Genomic DNA, 18,257 nt, shown 5'->3' on the forward strand with positions numbered 1-18,257 from the left:
TATATTAATAAAAGTTATCTATTTGCTTAAAAACTAATTCCCACATTTGATTCACTTCAGTCTTAATTCTGTTTGCAGCACTATTGATGTCTCTTGATTTATCCTCTCTATATTTATTTTGAGATAACTTCTCTATCAGAAACTCTAATTTATCTATATCCTTAAGATCATCAATTAATCCTTCGCTATTATCAAAATCTTTAAATAATTCAGGATACTTATGGGACCAACCTGCACCAATACAAGGCACGCCTTGTGATAGTGAGCTCACTAAAGCATGAAATCTCGAACCAATAACAAATTTTGATTGCCCTAAAATCCACTTCAAAACTCGCGGATCTTGGTCTTGAATAATAGCGACATTTTCATATTTACTACCTAATAATTTTATTACTTCAATATCTTCATAACCATCATGTAATATAAAAACTGGTGTTATATTATTTAAATTTATCAAATCAATTGATTTTTTCAAAAAATCAATATACTCATTTTTATCTACTATTTTATCCAACATCCTTACATTAGGAACTATTGCCACAAAATTTTCTGGTAACTTAATATCAGGCTTAGCTATAGGTTTAACATTTATGGTGAAATCTGGGCATTGTTTAAGCTTATCTGTGTTATGAATTAACTCTTTAGTCAATTCATACGATCTATTATCGCGCGCGAACACTAAGGAAGCACGTTCAAATAGTTTTAGTGCCCATTTATTGACAGCTGGTTTCTCGTACGTACCTAATGCCTGTGGCAATAAGATTAATTTTTGGTGTAGTCTACTTTCACTATTCATCTTATTTGTAAGTTTTCTTGCCGCCCAATCACTCCATTGATCTGAAAATGCAAAGCCTGAAGCATCCAATACAATATCAATTTTTTTAGGTCCAATCGTATTACCACTTAAAATGGACATAATATATGAAATAATTGTCTTTTGTTTCTTAGACTCTAATACTGTAGTAGTTAAAAAACCATAACGCTTAATATCGGCTAGGCTACCAAAAGTTGATGCAACTGCAATTTTTGCTTCAGGATACTTCGATCGAACTTTTTCAGAAATTGCGATAGCCATTAACTCTGCGCCACGGTTATGGACTCCTGTACCATGAATTTCAAAAATCGGAGCTTTGACTTGTTTCATTACTTTTCACCTAAATTATTATATGTACGAATTTGATTTAATGGTTTTTTTGTGGAATTGGCTACCATACCATCTGGATCTGGATGACCAAAAGCAATCAGCATGACAGGACGCTCATCTGTAGCTAGATTCAATAAATTTGCCATTTTAGATTCTAGTTTAGGAACATCTGGCCAGTTTAGACAGCATGATCCTATTCCTTGCACTTCTAATGCATTTATAAATGACATAATTGCCAACGAACCATCAATATAAATTAAATGACGGTCACGCTCATGAGAATAATTACGTAATTTCCCAACTACTACTGCAATGCAAGGTATTTGCTTACCAAAGCCTGCTGTTCCCATTGGAAGTTTGGCTAATTCTGATACCAGTTGCTTATCATCAAATATACGGAACTCATAAGGTTGTCGATTACATGCAGTTGGTGAATAAGCGGCAACGTCAATAGCTTTATCTATGATTTCACGAGATACTGGCTTATCCTCAAACCAACGTACTGAACGGCGGTATTTGGCTAAAGTTAATAATTGATCGTAGCTAATATCTGGTTTGGTCGTCGTTGAGCGTAAATAAGGAATTTTTGAACATTCGTTATCATCTTGTGGCACAGATAATGATGCTTGGGCAACGGGTTCACGCAGAGGATCAACCACAGGATGACTTGGAGTGATTGCCATATATTCCTGCAACACATCCCGTGCCCATGCTAATTCACGAGCCTCAACCACATTAGATGCAACAGCTCGTATATATGCATCTACCGTTTCTTCTATATAGTTCAAACCAAATGGGACACGTCGCGGACGCATCAATAATCCTTTTTCAAGCCTGTGTGTATTACGGCGTAGTAAACTAGTATTAAAAATTGGATTTTTGAGCGATTGAGCATAAATTTTTTTGCCACTCAATACCGCACGATGCTCCCAGCCAAATCGCCATTGAAATGCATAATACAAATTGGACAAAAAGATACTATTTGCTGCAACATTTGTAGCAATATCATCAAGCTTTTCTAATATTGCTTTAATGATTTTTTTGAGAGATTGGAACAATTTTTTAGGTAGACTCATTTGACTATCGTCCCTATTATTTTCAAATATTGCCGTAAAATATTTCTGCCTTTTGGCAAAACTAAAACTGCTATAATAAATAAAATCAGATACATAAAACCACTAACAAGCAGATGTATTAACGGCTTGCTAATCTCTGCCATCCATTGCAATTGAACAAAATACATCATAATTGCAGATGCAAGCGAGGCAATCGCGGGAACAGCAATAGATGAAAAAAAGTCACGCGGCTTGATCGGAGTATCTTTAAAAAAGAAATACAGTGATGGATAAATTAATAAGTAATTAGCAATAGCATAAGCTGCTGCGACACCCTCAGCACTCCAACGCACACCAACAACAAAAGCAATGCTCACTATAATGGCATTGACCACACCCCATAGTACATATAATCGTGATTTCCCTAGGCTTAGAAGAACTAGACCGCGTAATGTACCAACAGGCTGTATAAAGCCACTGATTCCCAACAATACAAAAATAGGAATCAGTTTCTCCCAACCTTTGCCCATAGCAACAGCTACAACATTTGTAGCATTCACGACTAAAAATGCCATTAATGGCATAGATAAGAATGCCAACAAAGTTGCTATTTTTTGGTAGTATGCTTTAAAAGCGATAGGATCGTGCTGTAATTTACTAAGTACGGGATATGCCACAGAATTAATTGGCTGTTTAAGACTTGCTATTGGCAACATCATCATTTGGTAAGCGCGGCTATAAAACCCCAAGGTCACAGCCCCCCAGACCTTGCCAATGAGGATATTATCCAAGTTCCGATGAAAATAATTTACTAATTCAAAAATAGTAACATTCGCACCAAAGCCAACGAGCTCACGCATTCCTGCTGTTTTTTTAGGACGACTGGGGCGAAATTTAGAGCCAAGAAAATACATCACAGTAGTAATTATTGCCCCAATGACCGTACCCCAAGCCAATGCCCAAAAGCCGTAGCCATAGAAAGCCATGACAATTGATACCACTAAAGTAGCTACTGCCCCTGCAATGTCAGCGATGACTTTAGGCCTAAATCGCATTTCTCGTTGCATTAAAGCTGAATGCTGTGCCCCCGCACTGGAAATCAAAAAAGTGCTGGACAACACCATAAGTACAGCCTGCAATTCTGGGCGTTCATAGAACCAGCTGATCAATGGAGCGCATAACATCGTTAATACTGTTAATAGCGCACCAATAGCTATATTTAACCAAAATAATGCGTTGGTTTGATCATAGGTTAAATCACCTTTTTGAATAGATGCAGTTGATAATCCCATATCACGAAACAATTGCATAAATGAGGTGATCGCCACCACCATGGCGATCAGACCAAAATCATCTGGCGATAGCAAACGAGAAAGAATGATGATAGAAGCAAGTTGCAGCACAATTTTAATCAATTGCGCCATCATCGTTAAGGCACCACTCTTAACCGCTTTCTTTCCTAAGTCTGACTTAGAAATTTTTTCCGCCATAGAAATCAGTCTGCACCAAACAAATCACGAGTAAAGACTTTTTCAAGAACATCTTCTAGATCAGTAACCATACGGTTTGTGACAATGATATCTGCTTGCTGTTTAAATTCAGATAGATCATTGACAACTTGGGAATGAAAGAATGTACTTTCTTTTAAGTTTGGCTCATAAACAATAACCTGAATGCCTTTTGCTTTTAATCGCTTCATTACACCCTGAATCGCGGACTGTCTAAAATTATCGCTTCCAGCTTTCATCACCAACCGATAAATACCCACAGTTTTAGGCTGTCTAGTTATAATTTGTTCAGCAATAAAGTCCTTGCGTGTTGTATTTGACTGAATAATTGCAGAGATTAAACTTTGCGGCACATCTTGATAATTCGCCAACAACTGCTTGGTATCTTTAGGCAAGCAATAACCACCATAACCGAACGACGGATTATTATAATGCGTGCCAATACGAGGATCTAATCCAACTGCCTGAATAATATCTTTGGCATTTAAATTCCGAAGTGCGCAATAGCTATCTAATTCATTAAAATAAGCCACACGCATAGCCAAATATGTATTTGAAAATAGTTTAACAGCTTCAGCTTCTGTCGCATCCATAAGCAGAACAGCAACATCATCTTTCAGACAAGCTGACTGAAATAATTGACCTATTTTAGTACCAATTTCCGACTTATCACCAACCACAATGCGTGAAGGGTATAAGTTGTCAAATAAAGCTTTACCTTCACGTAAAAATTCAGGAGAGAATACAATTTTTAAATTTGGAAATAAGTTCTGCATTTTTGCAGTAAAACCAACAGGAATCGTCGATTTGATTATTACAATTGCATTACTATTAATTTCATTTAGATCATTTAAAACTTGTTCAATTGAACTTGTATCAAAATAATTGGTTTTTTCATCGTAATTGGTTGGTGTCGCAATAATAATATATTCAGCACCTAAATAAGCTTCAGCCTTATCCAATGTCACATTAAAGTGAATTTCTTTTTTTAATAGATATTGCTCAATTATTTCATCCTGAATAGGTGACTCTAATTTTCTCAATAATCTAACGCGGTTTTCATCTATATCCAGTGCCGTTACCTGATGCTTTACTGCAAAAAGCATCGCATTTGAAAGACCAACATAGCCAGTACCTACAACTGTTATTTTAGACATCTATTGTCACCGCTCTTATTCCAAAATAGATACACAATTAGAAATCAATCCATGTATAACTATTTATATAATGCTTTATACTGAAAATTAGTAAAATACCAATAATCATCAAAGAATGATTATTAAGTTTAGAGTTTAACGGACAAGATTATACATATTTTTTTATTAAAAATTCTAAGTTAATTTATATAAATATACAATTTAATATAAAAGTCACAATTTATTTCCTCTTATTTATGTATCCATCTACATGTTTTTCAAGAATACTACCAATATTATCAAAACTTTCAGCCATATATTCCAACTCAAAATTCTGATAAATATTACGCATTTCATTTATTCCATAAAACTTCTCAAAAGACTTTAAAATTCTTTCATGTCCAGTCTTTTCTACATTTTCAGCATCAATCAACAATTCTTCATAGAGTTTTTCACCCGGACGTAAACCTGTAAACTGAATCTCAATATCCCCTACCCCATTTTCATCGATAGGACGGAAACCACTTAAACGAATCATTTGTCGAGCTAGGTCAACAATCTTTACTGATTCACCCATATCTAATAAAAATATATCTCCGCCCATCCCCATTGCACCTGCTTGAATCACGAGCTGTGCAGCTTCAGGAATGGTCATAAAGTAGCGAGTGACCTCAGGATGAGTCACCGTCACAGGACCACCTTGTGCAATTTGCTTCTTAAACAGTGGTACAACTGAACCCGATGAACCCAACACATTACCAAAACGAACAATACTGATTTGTGTCTTTGGATTGGTCGATGCTAAACCTTGGCAATACAACTCCGCCATACGTTTTGAAGCACCCATCACATTGGTTGGACGTACCGCTTTATCCGTTGAAATCAGCACAAAAGTTTCTACACCTTGTGCCACTGCAGCCTCAACACTGCGCTGCGTGCCAATCGAAGTGTTATAAATTCCTTCAAATGGATTGGCTTCAACCAAAGGTACATGTTTATAAGCAGCTGCGTGGTAAACTGTTTGAATGCTATATTCCTTCAAAATACGCTCTAATTTTGCTTGATTAGTCACAGAACCTAGAACTGGAATGATTTGAATACCTGAAGTCTGTAATTCACGATCAATCGTATATAACGCAAACTCAGACATTTCAAAGAGCACGAGCATTTTAGGCTGATGCTTGACAATCTGACGACACAGCTCAGAACCGATCGACCCCCCCGCCCCAGTCACCATCACGACTTTATCTTTAATATTTTTTTCTAATAGCTCAGGCTTCGGTGGTACAGGATCACGACCGAGTAAATCAATAATATCCACTTCACGGATATCAGACACTTTGACATTACCATCAACAAGTTGTGTTACACCCGGCAATTCCATGATTTTGACGTCGGTGGATTCAAAGGATTCAATAATTTCCTTCTTACGCGCACGCCCAACTGATGGCATGGCCAGTAACACTTCTTCAATGCCAAATTTTCCGAGTTTTTTCTGTGCCTTTTTGGGTGAATAAATCTTTAAACCACTTAAAGACTGCCCTTTCAGTGATTTTTTATCATCAATAAAACACACTGGCAGATAGTCATCTGAACGGTTTAGGGCGGCCGCGATTTGTTGTCCTGCCAATCCTGCTCCATAAATTGCCACGCGTTTACGAGTCTGCTTTTTGGCAAAGGTTTTAAGCGTCGCATAACGAATCACCGCACGACTCCACCACATGTATGAAAACAGCATAAAGCCGTACATGAGTGGAATACTCATCGGAATAAAAGCAACATCTAATTTTTTAATAGCATACAACGCCACAATTTGAATAAATGTCCCAATTGAAATGCGCAGTAAATAATCTTCGTTAAATGACCGTACAATGGCACGGTAAATCCCGAGCAAAGCGAAAATCAGTACACCTGCAATCGCAACGTAAATATACCAAGCCTCAAGCCCTTGCATCACGGTGACATTTGGACGTGCTAAACGAATAGCATAAGCAAGCCACATCATCAGTGGCAACATGCACATGTCCATGGTCACCAAAACCACTTGTTTTTGGCGACGCGGTAAAGATGCAATGGAACGAATAAAATCTTTCATTGAAGCTCAGTTATCTTGGCTGAAAAAGCACGCTGTGATTATACGCTGTTTTAGGCGTGAATCTTGGCAATCACGCTTTGAATCGCATCTACCGTTTTTTGCAGACTTTGCTCAGACAAAGTTGGATGCACCAAGAACATCAGACTGTTTTCACCTAAAGCTTTTGCATTGGCTAAACGTGTTTCTGGACGCCACGGCGTTCCATCAAAGGCTTTTTCTAAATACACCTCTGAACATGAACCACTAAAACATGGCACAGCTTGCGCGCTGATTTCCGCCATAATGCGATCACGTGACCAGCCTTCAGGCAAAGCATCGATATTGACTTGGACGTAGCATTTATAACTTGCATGCACATAATCTGACGATGGTTTAGCGACTGTGAAATAAGGACTATGTTCAAATGCCGCTTGGATGCGTGCCATATGGGCATTACGTTTTTCTGTCCATGCCGGCATTTGTTGCAGTTGCAAACGACCAATCACCGCTTGCATTTCCATCATGCGCCAGTTGGTGCCAAAGGAGTCGTGCAACCAACGGAAACCCGGTGGATGTTGTTTGTTATACACGCTATCAAAATTTTTGCCGTGGTCTTTGTACGACCACATTGTTTTCCAAAGATGTTCATCATGGGTGGTGACCATACCACCTTCACCGCCAGTGGTCATAATCTTGTCTTGGCAAAACGACCACGCGCCAATATGACCGATTGAACCTGCGGATTTGCCTTTATACATCGCACCATGCGCTTGGGCACAGTCTTCAATCACGAAGATGCCTTTTTCCTCAGCGAGTTGCATGATCGGATCCATATCACACATCCAACCTGCCAAATGCACACAAATGATAGCTTTCGTGTTTGGGGTAATCACTGCTTCAATAGTACGACGTGAGATGTTTTGTGAATCGAGTTCCACATCAGCAAAAATCGGATTAGCACCTGCAGTGACAATCGAGCTTGCAGAAGCCAAGAAGGTACGTGAAGTGACAATCACATCATCCCCTGCACCGATGCCGAGTGCTTTTAGGGCTAAATCCAGTGCCACTGTACCATTGGCTACCGCAACGGCATGTTGGGTTCCGACAAACTGTGCAAATTCCTTTTCAAATTCACGGCATTCCTGCCCTGTCCAATAATTCACTTTATTGGACAAAAGAACCTTAGACACCGCATCGGCTTCTGCTTGGGTAAAGCTTGGCCAAGGCTCAAATGCACTGTTTAACATGGAATTTTCCTAAAACGTAGTACTGTGAAGTGGTGACAATCCGCGCAGGATTACCTACCACTGTTGCGCCCGCAGGGACACTTTTGGTGACTACGGCCCCCATACCGACAGTCGCACCTTTACCAATCACCAAAGGCTGATCGGGGGTACCCTGCTTAATCATGGCACCTGCGCCGATATAGGCATGGTCATGAATATGAATATTGCCGTTGCATTTTACGCCTGGCGCAAAGGTAACGAAATCCCCAATCACACAATCATGCTCCACATAGCTATATAAATTGGCATGGAAGCATTTGCCGATTTTAATATTGGAGGTAATGGTGACAAACGGGCTTAAGGCTGAACCTTCCGCGATTTGCACTTCATCCATGAAAATGACGTTATCGGCAGAGATTGACCAAAGCCCAATGCCATTAGCTTCTAAACGTTGGGCGATTTTTTCACGTACCCGACTATTGGCAATCGCGATTTGTACGTATTTTGTCGATGCTGATTCATTTAAAAAAGCTTGATAGTTCATGGCACGATGACCATTCACGACACCAATCTCTGTCAAAGCATCATCAATAAAGACAATTTCAGATTGATCTTGTTCACGCGCCAATTGCTGCCGAGCGACAGGCATTAAACTACGCCCACAACCTGAAGCGCCATAAATTGCATAGAGTGCTGTCATTATTTTTGTTCCGGTGTGCCGGTAAATTTCGTCATGGTCGCTTCTCCTTCGGCACTGATATCATCCTTGGCAATGACTTTTTTCACGGTTTTCAGCATGATTTTGAAATCGAGCCACAGTGACTGATGTTCAACATACCATGTATCGAGTTCGAATTTTTTTTCCCATGAAATCGCATTACGACCATTCACTTGCGCATAACCGGTGATGCCTGGACGCACGTTATGACGTTTGGCTTGTTCTTCATTATATAAAGGTAAATATTCCATGAGTAAGGGACGTGGACCCACGATACTCATGTCGCCTTTAATCACGTTCCACAGTTCAGGCATTTCATCGAGACTGGTTGCACGCAGCATTTTACCAAATGGTGTGAGACGCTCACTGTCGGGTAATGGATTGCCCTCCGTATCCAGTGCATCTTTCATGGTGCGGAACTTAATCATCTCGAACGGTTTACCATGTAAACCCGGACGCACCTGACGAAATAACACTGGTGAACCTAAATTCTTTTTCACCTTACGTGCCACAATAAAATACACCGGTGACAGCAGAATTAAAGCCGTGGAAGCAATGGTGATATCAATAATACGTTTTAACATTGAATTCCTCTGCCCCTTAGTCAAGATCTGTCCAACGTCTATTTACAGATTGACCTGCATTATTCATGTGAATCACTTTGGCATAATTTCCTACAGCCGTAGCATTTTCAGGAATATCTTTCGTCACCACACTACCCGCGCCAATCGTTGAATTATCACCAATCGTAATTGATTCCACGATACAAACATGAGGTCCAATATAAACATTATTACCAATTTTGGCTGCTCGACGACCACCATTGGCACCAATCGTTGTGAATTGAGATAAATTGACGTTATGCCCAAGCTCTGCAGTGGGATTAATAACTAAAGGTCCACCATGTCCAATATATAAGCCATAGCCAATTTTAGTCGTGGTATGAATATCGATCCCATATTGCTTTCTTTTATAATAATAAATGGGATAAGCAAGTTTTGCTAAAAACGTTTTTGAACTGGCAATACGTAACCAAAATGAAAAATTAAAGCCGCGATTAAATAGGTAGTTTTTAATAAACAATTTAAAACTGACTTTTCCCGTATAACGATATAAATCGCTTTTGATGTATTTAATCAACATGCGCCAGACTCTAAATTGATATCGATGATTCCCATTGCAGCAAGCATATGTTTATTCACCTGATGCACATCATATTTATTGACAGCAATTTCACGTGAACGTTGTCCCATAAACTCAATGAGTTTTGGATCTTCAATAAAATATTGCATGCTCTGCACCAAATCATCGACTGACTTTACCCCGACCAAATAACCGTTGATACCATGCGCTACCGTTTCACGGCAACCTGGGGCATCGGTGGTAATGATCGCTCGACCCATCGCCATCGCCTCCAAAACCGTACGTGGCGTACCTTCACGATACGATGGCAACACATAGACAGAGCTTTCCCCAATCGCAGGACGTACATCGCTGAGTTTACCCCAATATTTTAAGCGTCCATCGGCAATCCATTCATCGAGTTCAGTTTGCAAAATGGCTGAGGGATTATCATCAATCCAACCGACCAAATGAAACTCTGCTTCGGGATATTGCGCTTTGATGATGCGTGCCGATTCCGCATATTCACGTACACCTTTATCACCGAGCAGGCGTGCAATCAGCAAGAAAGATGCTTTGACCTGTCCTTGTGCATTTTTCGGTAAGGGCATCACATCAAAATCTTGTACATTCACCCCTGACCCATTCACCACCACATTCGGCTTGTTGGCATCGAGCAACTGCATGTCTTGAAACAGCTTTAAATCATCCGGATTTTGGAAAAAGACTTTATCGCTATGTTTTAAAGCTTGGGCATACAAACCATGCACCATTTTTTGGAAAAGACTGCGCTTGCCTGATTCGACATTTTGAAAGGCATAGCCCAAACCCGTAATGAGTGCAAAACGATACGGTACTTTTGCCAACCATGATGCGAGCGTGCCGTAGATGACCGGTTTAATAGTATAAGACAACACATAATCCGGCTGAATTTGACGGATTTGTTGATACAAGTTTTTTAATAGTTTGAGATCAGCAAGCGGATTCGTACCCGTACGTTGCATTGGAATTTCATGCAAGTAATACCTCAAAGCCTGTAATTTTTGCTGTTCTTCCGGAAAGTTGGCAAACTCAGGTGCCATGATATGAATCTCATAGCCTTGGGCAGAAAGCGCTTCCAATAATTTGCCACGAAAATTCAGCACCGACGGCAAAAAACTACTGATCATTAAAAATTTCATGCCTGTTGGCTCCACACCTGCATATATTGACGGCTGACGGTCGCAATACTGAAATTCTGTTCAACACGTTCACGGGTTGCTTGTTTTAAAGCTTGTTTTTCTACTTCAGTTTTTTGTGCATATTGTAAAATCGCCTCTGCCAACGCTTGGGCATTACGTGGCGGAACAATACTGCCTAAATCCTGTACAATGTATTTAGCATCGCCGACATCTGTACTGATACACGGCAAACCTGATGCCATCGCTTCGACCAACACATTCGGGAAACCTTCAGTAATTGAGGTCATCAGGAATGCATCAATCGATTGATAAAAGGCAGGCATATCGGAGATTTGATCAAGCAGATGAACCTTTTTAGCATCTAACTGATATTGTTCAAATAAAGCTTTAACGTCAGGATTCTCTAAACTTGCCCCACCACCCGCAATTTTAAAGATGATGTTTTCATCTTTTAGCAAGCCCATAGTTTCAAACAAATACGGATAACCTTTGGCATGTCGATAATTACCAGCAAACCCAATCACCGTTGGCTGATTGAGCTGTAAATTCGGCTGAAATTTATCAAGAAATACGCCATTTGCAATCACATGCTGTTGAGCATTTTTAAAACCAAAACCAGTATGTTGCTGTTTCGATGAATGTGCACAGTAAATAATGGCACTTGGCTGTTTCGATAAAATTTGACTTAAACCGAGTGCAATTTTGGTGCTGATCGATTCATCTTTCGGTGATGCAAGCGAGTGATGAATACCCCACACGACATTCGGTTTGTGGGCTAAACCGATGACACTTAAACTCGTCAACGCATTGGCATGGTACATCCAACATTGTACGGTTTTAGGTTGTAGTTGTTTGAGTAGTCCACGCAGTTTTTTGATGATTCCAAGTGTATTTATGCCATTCCAACTGAGCGCATAATATGAATGGCAACGATCAAAGGTGCTTTGATACACCTCCGATGTTTTCATCAAAGCAATAATGACATGCTGATAATGATCTTCCGTATATTGAATCAAGCGTGCCAACATCATTTCAGCACCACCCACCCCTGCAAAGTTGGTAATCACATGCACCATTAAAGGTTTACTCATGATGCAGACTCCATCATGTGCATATACTGTTTCAGCACGGTTTGTTTATGGAACTGCTGAATATGCGTGCCAAAATCGGCATCTGAGTAATGTACATAGTCGGCAAAAATCGCTTTTTGCATCGCTTGGGTTAGACCTGTTTGATCATTACATTCGACCAATAAGCCAAACTTGGCGTGGTCTAAAATTTCCATCGGACCACTTGGACAATCCGTACTGACCACTTTGACTTTGGATGCCAAGGCTTGAATCAAAACGCCCGGCAAACCTTCCCAATTTGAACTCAAAACAAACAACGATGAATATTTAAAATAAGCATAGGGATTGGCATCAAAACCGGGTAAATCTACGACATCATTTAAGCCTAACTCAGCCACCAAGGCTTCAAACTCGCCACGTAGCCCACCTTCACCTAAAATAATCAGACGTGTATCGGCATGCTGATCATGTAAAGCTTTAAAGGAACGAATCAGGAAGCCAAAGTTCTTAGCTTCAGTCAAACGCCCAACGGCCAGAATGACTTGATTACTGTTATTAAAAAAATGATGTGTCACAGGTGCTTTGAGCTTTTCGAAATAAGCATCATCTAAAACAGGATTATAAATGGTGTTGATGTTATTTTTCTTATAGCTGTAATATTCACGAAAATCAGTTTCGACACCTTTAGAGACACAGACCACTTGCTGTGCCATCGGATACGTCCAATTCACCAAGGTTTTCAGTACAAATTTGGCGATGCCTTGCAACTTTATATTTTTTGACGGCGTCGACACTTCACGAAAGATCAACCGTGTCTTGACGCCTCCTAACTTCTTGGCAATGCCGGCGACAATATTGGTATGGGTTTGGGTGGCCACTAAGCAATCGTAATGCTCGGTTTTCATTTTGATTTTTAATGCAGTGATGCTATTTATCACCCGACCACAATTGAAATTCACCAATTCAATTTTAGGGCTCACTTCAGGCAACAGCTTCCCTTTTTCACCATTTAGATCACACACACCCAAATGGATCCTCAGCCCTTGTTCAGCAAAACTATTGGCGAGTTGAATGACTGTACGTTCTGCACCGCCACCACCTAAGCTTGGCAAAAAGAACATGACTTTATTCAACATAATATGACCTAAATAACATGAAATGGGAACGTATTAATCTGAGAGTTTTGAGGCTTGAATCACCATGGCACGTTCAACACGTGCGCGGTAATCAATAATGCCAACGAGTTCACTGTCACTGGCACAAGTGCTTTGAATTCTGGCTTGATAATCAGCAAAGCTCGACACCACTTTGGCCGGCACGCCAATGGCGACGCTATTGTCAGGAATATCTTTGGTCACCACCGAACCTGCGCCAATCACCACATTGGAGCCAATGCTCACGCCCGGCATAATAATACTATTCACGCCAATAAACACGTGTGAGCCGACCTGAATCGGAGCAAAACGTTGATAGCGTTTACCTTGAGCATCTTTGACCAAACAGGTACTGCCATCATGGGTAATAAACTTCACGCCTGAAGTGACCGTGACATGATCACCGATGGAGACTAAAAACGGTTCTGAGCCCCAATTTTTAATATAAATTCGGCAGTTTTCACCCACTTTGACCCCTTTTTTACGTGCATATGCCACACTGCCTTTGGCCATAAAATAAGCCAAATCAAACAGCTGTCGAAAAGCAGAAACAATGAATGCCATATACATGACCTATGTCAGGTTTCACAAGAGGGAAAAATCTCTGAATATTTTACGCTGAAAATGCACTTGAAGATATGCGTGTCAAAGACACATGAAGCTTGCCTTAAAGCGCTTTGATTTTCTTGACGGGGCTACCGACATAAACCCCAGCATCATCCAATGGTTTAGACACTAAACTACAGGCACCAATGACGCTGTTGCTTGGAATGGTGACACCATCTAAAACGGTCACGCGCGCGCCTAGCCAAATATTTTCACCAAGGCTGACACCGAGTTTGGTAATCGCATCTTTGACCAAAAGATCAGGCTCACCAAATTTATGATTACTGGCAATTATAATACTTTGCGTGCCAATACGGGTGTTATCGCCAATGGTCACACCGCCACAGCCATTGATATAGGACTTAGAATTGATGCTGACATCTTTGCCAATCATGACTTTGCCACCAAAGCATTTGATATAGCAGTTTTCACCAATAAAGCTATTGTCGGCAATCTCAAGCACTGCACCATTTTCAACAATGAGACTGACATGATCGCCAATATAAACATTGTTGCCGATCTTCACTGTTCCACTGATATCAACCGTACAGCCCTTGCCGAAATAGCGAAACTTCGTGCCAAACGCCACGTTATAAAATTGCTGACGACATTGTGCAGTGAACCAATTCATCAGTTTTAAGAATTTAAAAAACATCAGTTTTTGCTTCTCCACACCACATATAAAATGGCAAAGTTATAGATAATCAGTGCCACAGGCACCGCTAACAGCATATAAATTTTATCGTCAAATAAAACATATAAGCCTACAAATAATGCGAACTTGATAATCAGTTCAACGATTTGCAGTTTAAATAAAACTTGGCTGTTGCGCTTAGCAATTAAAAAAGCCGAGCTAGGTGGATTACAGAAAATCGCCCAATAGCCCAAGGCTAAAATTTGGAAATAGCTTGAGATCCCGACCCATGCACTGCCAAAAACCCATAAATATAGAGATTCAGGCAAGATAAAGAAAATGGCAAATAAAGGTAGTGAAACCAGACTGAGCAGTACACTCGCCTTTAAAGCACTTTGATTGGATTCTGTGGTTTTAAATTTGCGAATAAAGAACTGACGCAAGGTTTGCGAAATCAGATTGATCGGCACACGTAAAGTCCGCTCGACAATGGCATAAAAACCCATCGCCTGCACACCGACAAAATGCGACAACACATAGTAGGGTAAATTATGCGAGAAACTATTCAGCAAGGCATGTGGGGTATTGCTATAAATGAAATCTTTGTAATGTTTAAATGCCTGCCAACTGACTTGATACAGTTGATACTTCAGCAAATAAACCAACACCGCCACAATCATGAGAATCGAGCTGATGTTATAACTGTTCACCAAACTGATTTGCATGACAAGCGGTAAAGACAGTTGCACCGCCACCACAATCGCACTGCGGAAAATATTTAAACCTGCACAGAAATATTCTTTGTGTGCGGAAAATTGATAGTTATACATACTTTGAATCAGGGTATTGGCAAGCACACCAGTCGCGACAGCCCCGGCCATTTCAACATTTAAAATAAAACTAATGACAATGCCACTGATAATGGCAATGACCGTTGAGAACACCGCCCCTTCAAAAATCAGGCTTTTTTTATCCTGTTCCTCAGCGACCAATAAAGCTTGATCCAGACGTAAATTCGCCACCGTGGATAAAACACTAACAATCGCTAAAGCAATGCCGTATGCACCAAAGTCCGCAACAGAATATAGGCGCGTTAAAAGAGGAAGTGCGATAAATGTCATTATCGCACCTGCCAATAAACTTAAGGTGATCAGCCCAATCGACTGATACTTTGCGAATAGTTTCGCAATCATCTGCTCAAGATCATTTTAAGTTATTGACGTACCAACGCATCGCCAGTTGAATGCCTTCGGCAATTTTAAATTCAGGTGCATAGCCCAAATATTGCTGAATTTTGGCAATACTCGCTTGTGAATGACGGACATCACCAGCACGGAAATCACGGTACACCGGATCACGTTCAAAATGCACATCATTTTCCGCAAGTGCTAATTGAATCGCACGGTACAAGTCATTGAGCGTAGTACGATCACCCACAGCCACGTTATAGACCTGATTTTTCGCCTCATCGGATGCAGTTGCTGCCAAAATATTGGCTTGTACTGTATTGTCGATAAAACAGAAATCACGACTGGTTTCACCATCGCCATTGATGAAGACATCTTCACCATCAATCATCGATGCCGTCCATTTTGGAATCACTGCCGCATAAGCACCGTTTGGATCTTGGCGTTTACCAAACACGTTGAAGTAACGTAAACCAATGGCTTTAAAGCCGTAGCTCCGAGCAAATACATCGGCATACAGCTCATTCACATATTTAGTCACCGCATAAGGTGACAATGGATTGCCAATATTTTCTTCGACTTTTGGCAATGCAGGATGATCGCCATAGGTTGAGCTACTTGCCGCATAAGTAAAGCTTGCAACAGCGGCATCACGTGCCGCAGTCAGCATATTGAGGAAACCACTGATATTGGTTTCATTGGTGGTGATCGGGTCTGCAATTGAACGTGGTACTGAACCCAGAGCCGCTTGATGCAAAACATAATCCACACCGGCACAGGCTTTTTGACAATCGGCAAATTGACGGATGTCACCTTCAATAAAGCTGAATTTCGCCCACTGCTCTGTGGTCACAGATGCTTGCACTTCATCTAAATTATACTGATGACCTGTAGCAAAGTTATCTAAACCCACCACAGTTTGATCAAGCTTGAGTAAAGTTTCTAAAAGGTTTGAGCCGATAAAACCTGCAACGCCTGTCACCAGCCATGTTTTTGGCTGTACTTTCAGTTGCTCACATACCTGTTGATATTGATTCATGAAAAATATGTCCTCTTACAAACGCAAATCAGATTCGGCTTGAGATAACACATATTTCAAGTCATACAATACATGTTCAGATTTACCCAAAGCACGGATAGCATCTGCACCCATCGCTTTAAACTGATCATGTGCCACCGCTAAAATCACGGCATCATATTTGCCATTTTCTAAAGTCGAAATTGGCTGAATGCCATATTCATGCTTAGCTTCTTGAGCATCAATCCATGGGTCATAGACATCGGCATCAATATGATATTCTTTGAGTTCATTCACGATATCAATGATGCGGGTATTGCGAATATCGGGGCAGTTTTCTTTAAAGCTGAGACCCAAAATCAGGACTTTGGCATCTTCCACCTGAATGCGTTTTTTTAGCATGGCTTTCACAAGCTGAGTCACCACATACGCACCCATGCCATCATTGAGACGACGACCTGCCAAAATAATTTCAGGATGATAGCCAATCGCTTGGGCTTTATGGGTTAAATAGTACGGATCCACACCGATACAGTGACCACCCACTAGACCCGGACGGAAAGGTAAGAAATTCCATTTCGTGCCAGCCGCTTGCAGCACCGCTTCGGTATCAATGCCCATTTTATTAAAGATCACTGCAAGCTCATTGATCAGCGCGATGTTCACGTCACGTTGGGTGTTTTCAATCACTTTAGCTGCTTCAGCGACTTTGATACTCGCTGCTTTATGGGTACCAGCTTCAATAATCAAGTTATAAACTTCATCGACAAATTCAGCGACTTCTGGCGTTGAACCTGAAGTGATTTTTAAAATATTGGTGACACGGTGCAATTTATCACCTGGGTTAATACGCTCAGGACTATAACCTGCAAAGAAGTCTTGGTTAAATTTAAGACCTGATGCTTTTTCTAGTTCAGGAATACAGATTTCTTCTGTCGCACCTGGGTATACCGTAGATTCATAGACCACCACATCGCCTTTTTTCAGAACTTGCCCAATACTTTGCGATGCTTTAACAAGTGGGATAAGATCTGGCTGTTTATATTCATCAATTGGTGTGGGCACTGTGACAATATATAAATTACAGTCTTTTAGATCTTCTAAATTCGCACTATAAATCAACTGCGTAGACTGCGCTAACTCTTCTGATGAAACCTCTAATGTATAGTCATGCCCCTTACGCAACTCATCAATGCGTTTTTGATGGATATCAAAGCCCACGACAGGAACTTTTTTACCAAACTCAACAGCGAGCGGTAAACCGACGTAACCCAATCCGATAATGGCAATTTTTAGATTATAGAGATCATACATCTCTGAAGCCTTATATATGCTCTAAAATGGATATTCTACATCATTAATAGTTTGATAAAAATTACTCTTATTAAACTCCTTTAAGTCAGAGAAGTTATACTTTCTGCATT

Annotated in this window: 17 protein-coding genes; all 17 read right to left on the bottom strand. The window is 40.4% G+C overall.

What is annotated here, in order from left to right:
• Window positions 1–4 precede the first annotated feature (4 nt).
• The 17 genes from AC1M9M_RS12055 to tviB all read right to left on the bottom strand — a co-directional run bounded on the left by AC1M9M_RS12055 (window position 5) and on the right by tviB (window position 18,147).
• Window positions 5–1,144 carry a polysaccharide pyruvyl transferase family protein gene (locus AC1M9M_RS12055; protein ID WP_481596451.1) on the bottom strand — a complete coding sequence of 380 codons (1,140 nt, stop codon included), beginning with the start codon at window positions 1,142–1,144 and terminating at the stop codon, window positions 5–7.
• On the bottom strand, window positions 1,144–2,220 hold the full coding sequence (locus AC1M9M_RS12060) for a nitroreductase family protein (protein ID WP_481596452.1): 1,077 nt from the start codon (window positions 2,218–2,220) through the stop codon (window positions 1,144–1,146). The genes AC1M9M_RS12055 and AC1M9M_RS12060 overlap by 1 nt, the downstream gene beginning before the upstream one ends.
• Window positions 2,217–3,689, bottom strand: a complete 1,473-nt coding sequence (locus AC1M9M_RS12065; RefSeq protein WP_481596453.1) for a lipopolysaccharide biosynthesis protein — start codon at window positions 3,687–3,689, stop codon at window positions 2,217–2,219. The genes AC1M9M_RS12060 and AC1M9M_RS12065 overlap by 4 nt, the downstream gene beginning before the upstream one ends.
• Window positions 3,690–3,694: 5 nt before the next feature.
• Window positions 3,695–4,864 (bottom strand): nucleotide sugar dehydrogenase, encoded by a 1,170-nt coding sequence (locus AC1M9M_RS12070; RefSeq protein WP_481596454.1) that lies wholly within the window; start codon window positions 4,862–4,864, stop codon window positions 3,695–3,697.
• Window positions 4,865–5,084: 220 nt separating this feature from the next.
• A complete protein-coding gene (locus AC1M9M_RS12075) occupies window positions 5,085–6,938 on the bottom strand; it encodes a polysaccharide biosynthesis protein (protein ID WP_481596455.1) in 1,854 nt (617 codons plus the stop codon).
• 50 nt (window positions 6,939–6,988) lie between these two features.
• Window positions 6,989–8,164 carry a DegT/DnrJ/EryC1/StrS family aminotransferase gene (locus tag AC1M9M_RS12080; protein WP_481596456.1) on the bottom strand — a complete coding sequence of 392 codons (1,176 nt, stop codon included), beginning with the start codon at window positions 8,162–8,164 and terminating at the stop codon, window positions 6,989–6,991.
• Window positions 8,145–8,843 carry an acetyltransferase gene (locus tag AC1M9M_RS12085; protein ID WP_481596457.1) on the bottom strand — a complete coding sequence of 233 codons (699 nt, stop codon included), beginning with the start codon at window positions 8,841–8,843 and terminating at the stop codon, window positions 8,145–8,147. The genes AC1M9M_RS12080 and AC1M9M_RS12085 overlap by 20 nt, the downstream gene beginning before the upstream one ends.
• Entirely contained in the window at window positions 8,843–9,445 is a 603-nt protein-coding gene (locus AC1M9M_RS12090; protein ID WP_481596458.1) for a sugar transferase, read from the bottom strand. Before AC1M9M_RS12090 ends, AC1M9M_RS12085 begins: the two co-directional genes overlap by 1 nt.
• A gap of 16 nt (window positions 9,446–9,461) precedes the next feature.
• The gene (locus AC1M9M_RS12095; protein WP_104498391.1) at window positions 9,462–10,004 is read right to left on the bottom strand and encodes a serine O-acetyltransferase; all 543 of its coding nucleotides are present in this window, start codon (window positions 10,002–10,004) and stop codon (window positions 9,462–9,464) included.
• On the bottom strand, window positions 9,998–11,164 hold the full coding sequence (locus tag AC1M9M_RS12100) for a glycosyltransferase family 4 protein (protein ID WP_481596459.1): 1,167 nt from the start codon (window positions 11,162–11,164) through the stop codon (window positions 9,998–10,000). Before AC1M9M_RS12100 ends, AC1M9M_RS12095 begins: the two co-directional genes overlap by 7 nt.
• Window positions 11,161–12,255, bottom strand: a complete 1,095-nt coding sequence (locus AC1M9M_RS12105; RefSeq protein WP_481596460.1) for a glycosyltransferase — start codon at window positions 12,253–12,255, stop codon at window positions 11,161–11,163. The genes AC1M9M_RS12100 and AC1M9M_RS12105 overlap by 4 nt, the downstream gene beginning before the upstream one ends.
• Window positions 12,252–13,370, bottom strand: coding sequence for a glycosyltransferase (locus AC1M9M_RS12110; protein ID WP_481596461.1), 1,119 nt, complete (start codon window positions 13,368–13,370; stop codon window positions 12,252–12,254). Before AC1M9M_RS12110 ends, AC1M9M_RS12105 begins: the two co-directional genes overlap by 4 nt.
• Before the next feature lie 33 nt (window positions 13,371–13,403).
• Complete coding sequence (locus AC1M9M_RS12115; protein ID WP_481596462.1) at window positions 13,404–13,952, bottom strand: acyltransferase; 549 nt, start codon at window positions 13,950–13,952, stop codon at window positions 13,404–13,406.
• A gap of 103 nt (window positions 13,953–14,055) precedes the next feature.
• On the bottom strand, window positions 14,056–14,649 hold the full coding sequence (locus AC1M9M_RS12120) for an acyltransferase (protein WP_481596463.1): 594 nt from the start codon (window positions 14,647–14,649) through the stop codon (window positions 14,056–14,058).
• Complete coding sequence (locus AC1M9M_RS12125) at window positions 14,649–15,821, bottom strand: lipopolysaccharide biosynthesis protein (RefSeq protein WP_481596464.1); 1,173 nt, start codon at window positions 15,819–15,821, stop codon at window positions 14,649–14,651. The genes AC1M9M_RS12120 and AC1M9M_RS12125 overlap by 1 nt, the downstream gene beginning before the upstream one ends.
• Before the next feature lie 10 nt (window positions 15,822–15,831).
• Window positions 15,832–16,854: an NAD-dependent epimerase/dehydratase family protein gene (locus AC1M9M_RS12130; RefSeq protein WP_481596465.1), complete on the bottom strand. Its 1,023-nt coding sequence runs from the start codon at window positions 16,852–16,854 to the stop codon at window positions 15,832–15,834.
• Between the two features lie 15 nt (window positions 16,855–16,869).
• On the bottom strand, window positions 16,870–18,147 hold the full coding sequence (tviB, locus tag AC1M9M_RS12135) for a Vi polysaccharide biosynthesis UDP-N-acetylglucosamine C-6 dehydrogenase TviB (RefSeq protein WP_481596466.1): 1,278 nt from the start codon (window positions 18,145–18,147) through the stop codon (window positions 16,870–16,872).
• Window positions 18,148–18,257 lie beyond the last annotated feature (110 nt).

It is taken from the genome of Acinetobacter sp. ANC_7503 (assembly GCF_056780035.1).

Excerpts from the sequence above, each read along its gene's own strand:
- AC1M9M_RS12100 (WP_481596459.1), bottom strand. The coding sequence starts at position 11,164 with ATGAAATTTTTAATGATCAGTAGTTTTTTGCCGTCGGTGCTGAATTTT.
- tviB (WP_481596466.1), bottom strand. The coding sequence starts at position 18,147 with ATGTATGATCTCTATAATCTAAAAATTGCCATTATCGGATTGGGTTAC.
- AC1M9M_RS12055 (WP_481596451.1), bottom strand. The coding sequence starts at position 1,144 with ATGAAACAAGTCAAAGCTCCGATTTTTGAAATTCATGGTACAGGAGTC.
- AC1M9M_RS12070 (WP_481596454.1), bottom strand. The coding sequence starts at position 4,864 with ATGTCTAAAATAACAGTTGTAGGTACTGGCTATGTTGGTCTTTCAAAT.
- AC1M9M_RS12065 (WP_481596453.1), bottom strand. The coding sequence starts at position 3,689 with ATGGCGGAAAAAATTTCTAAGTCAGACTTAGGAAAGAAAGCGGTTAAG.
- AC1M9M_RS12090 (WP_481596458.1), bottom strand. The coding sequence starts at position 9,445 with ATGTTAAAACGTATTATTGATATCACCATTGCTTCCACGGCTTTAATT.
- AC1M9M_RS12110 (WP_481596461.1), bottom strand. The coding sequence starts at position 13,370 with ATGTTGAATAAAGTCATGTTCTTTTTGCCAAGCTTAGGTGGTGGCGGT.
- AC1M9M_RS12105 (WP_481596460.1), bottom strand. The coding sequence starts at position 12,255 with ATGAGTAAACCTTTAATGGTGCATGTGATTACCAACTTTGCAGGGGTG.
- AC1M9M_RS12075 (WP_481596455.1), bottom strand. The coding sequence starts at position 6,938 with ATGAAAGATTTTATTCGTTCCATTGCATCTTTACCGCGTCGCCAAAAA.
- AC1M9M_RS12125 (WP_481596464.1), bottom strand. The coding sequence starts at position 15,821 with ATGATTGCGAAACTATTCGCAAAGTATCAGTCGATTGGGCTGATCACC.
- AC1M9M_RS12095 (WP_104498391.1), bottom strand. The coding sequence starts at position 10,004 with ATGTTGATTAAATACATCAAAAGCGATTTATATCGTTATACGGGAAAA.
- AC1M9M_RS12115 (WP_481596462.1), bottom strand. The coding sequence starts at position 13,952 with ATGGCATTCATTGTTTCTGCTTTTCGACAGCTGTTTGATTTGGCTTAT.
- AC1M9M_RS12060 (WP_481596452.1), bottom strand. The coding sequence starts at position 2,220 with ATGAGTCTACCTAAAAAATTGTTCCAATCTCTCAAAAAAATCATTAAA.
- AC1M9M_RS12085 (WP_481596457.1), bottom strand. The coding sequence starts at position 8,843 with ATGACAGCACTCTATGCAATTTATGGCGCTTCAGGTTGTGGGCGTAGT.
- AC1M9M_RS12130 (WP_481596465.1), bottom strand. The coding sequence starts at position 16,854 with ATGAATCAATATCAACAGGTATGTGAGCAACTGAAAGTACAGCCAAAA.
- AC1M9M_RS12120 (WP_481596463.1), bottom strand. The coding sequence starts at position 14,649 with ATGTTTTTTAAATTCTTAAAACTGATGAATTGGTTCACTGCACAATGT.
- AC1M9M_RS12080 (WP_481596456.1), bottom strand. The coding sequence starts at position 8,164 with ATGTTAAACAGTGCATTTGAGCCTTGGCCAAGCTTTACCCAAGCAGAA.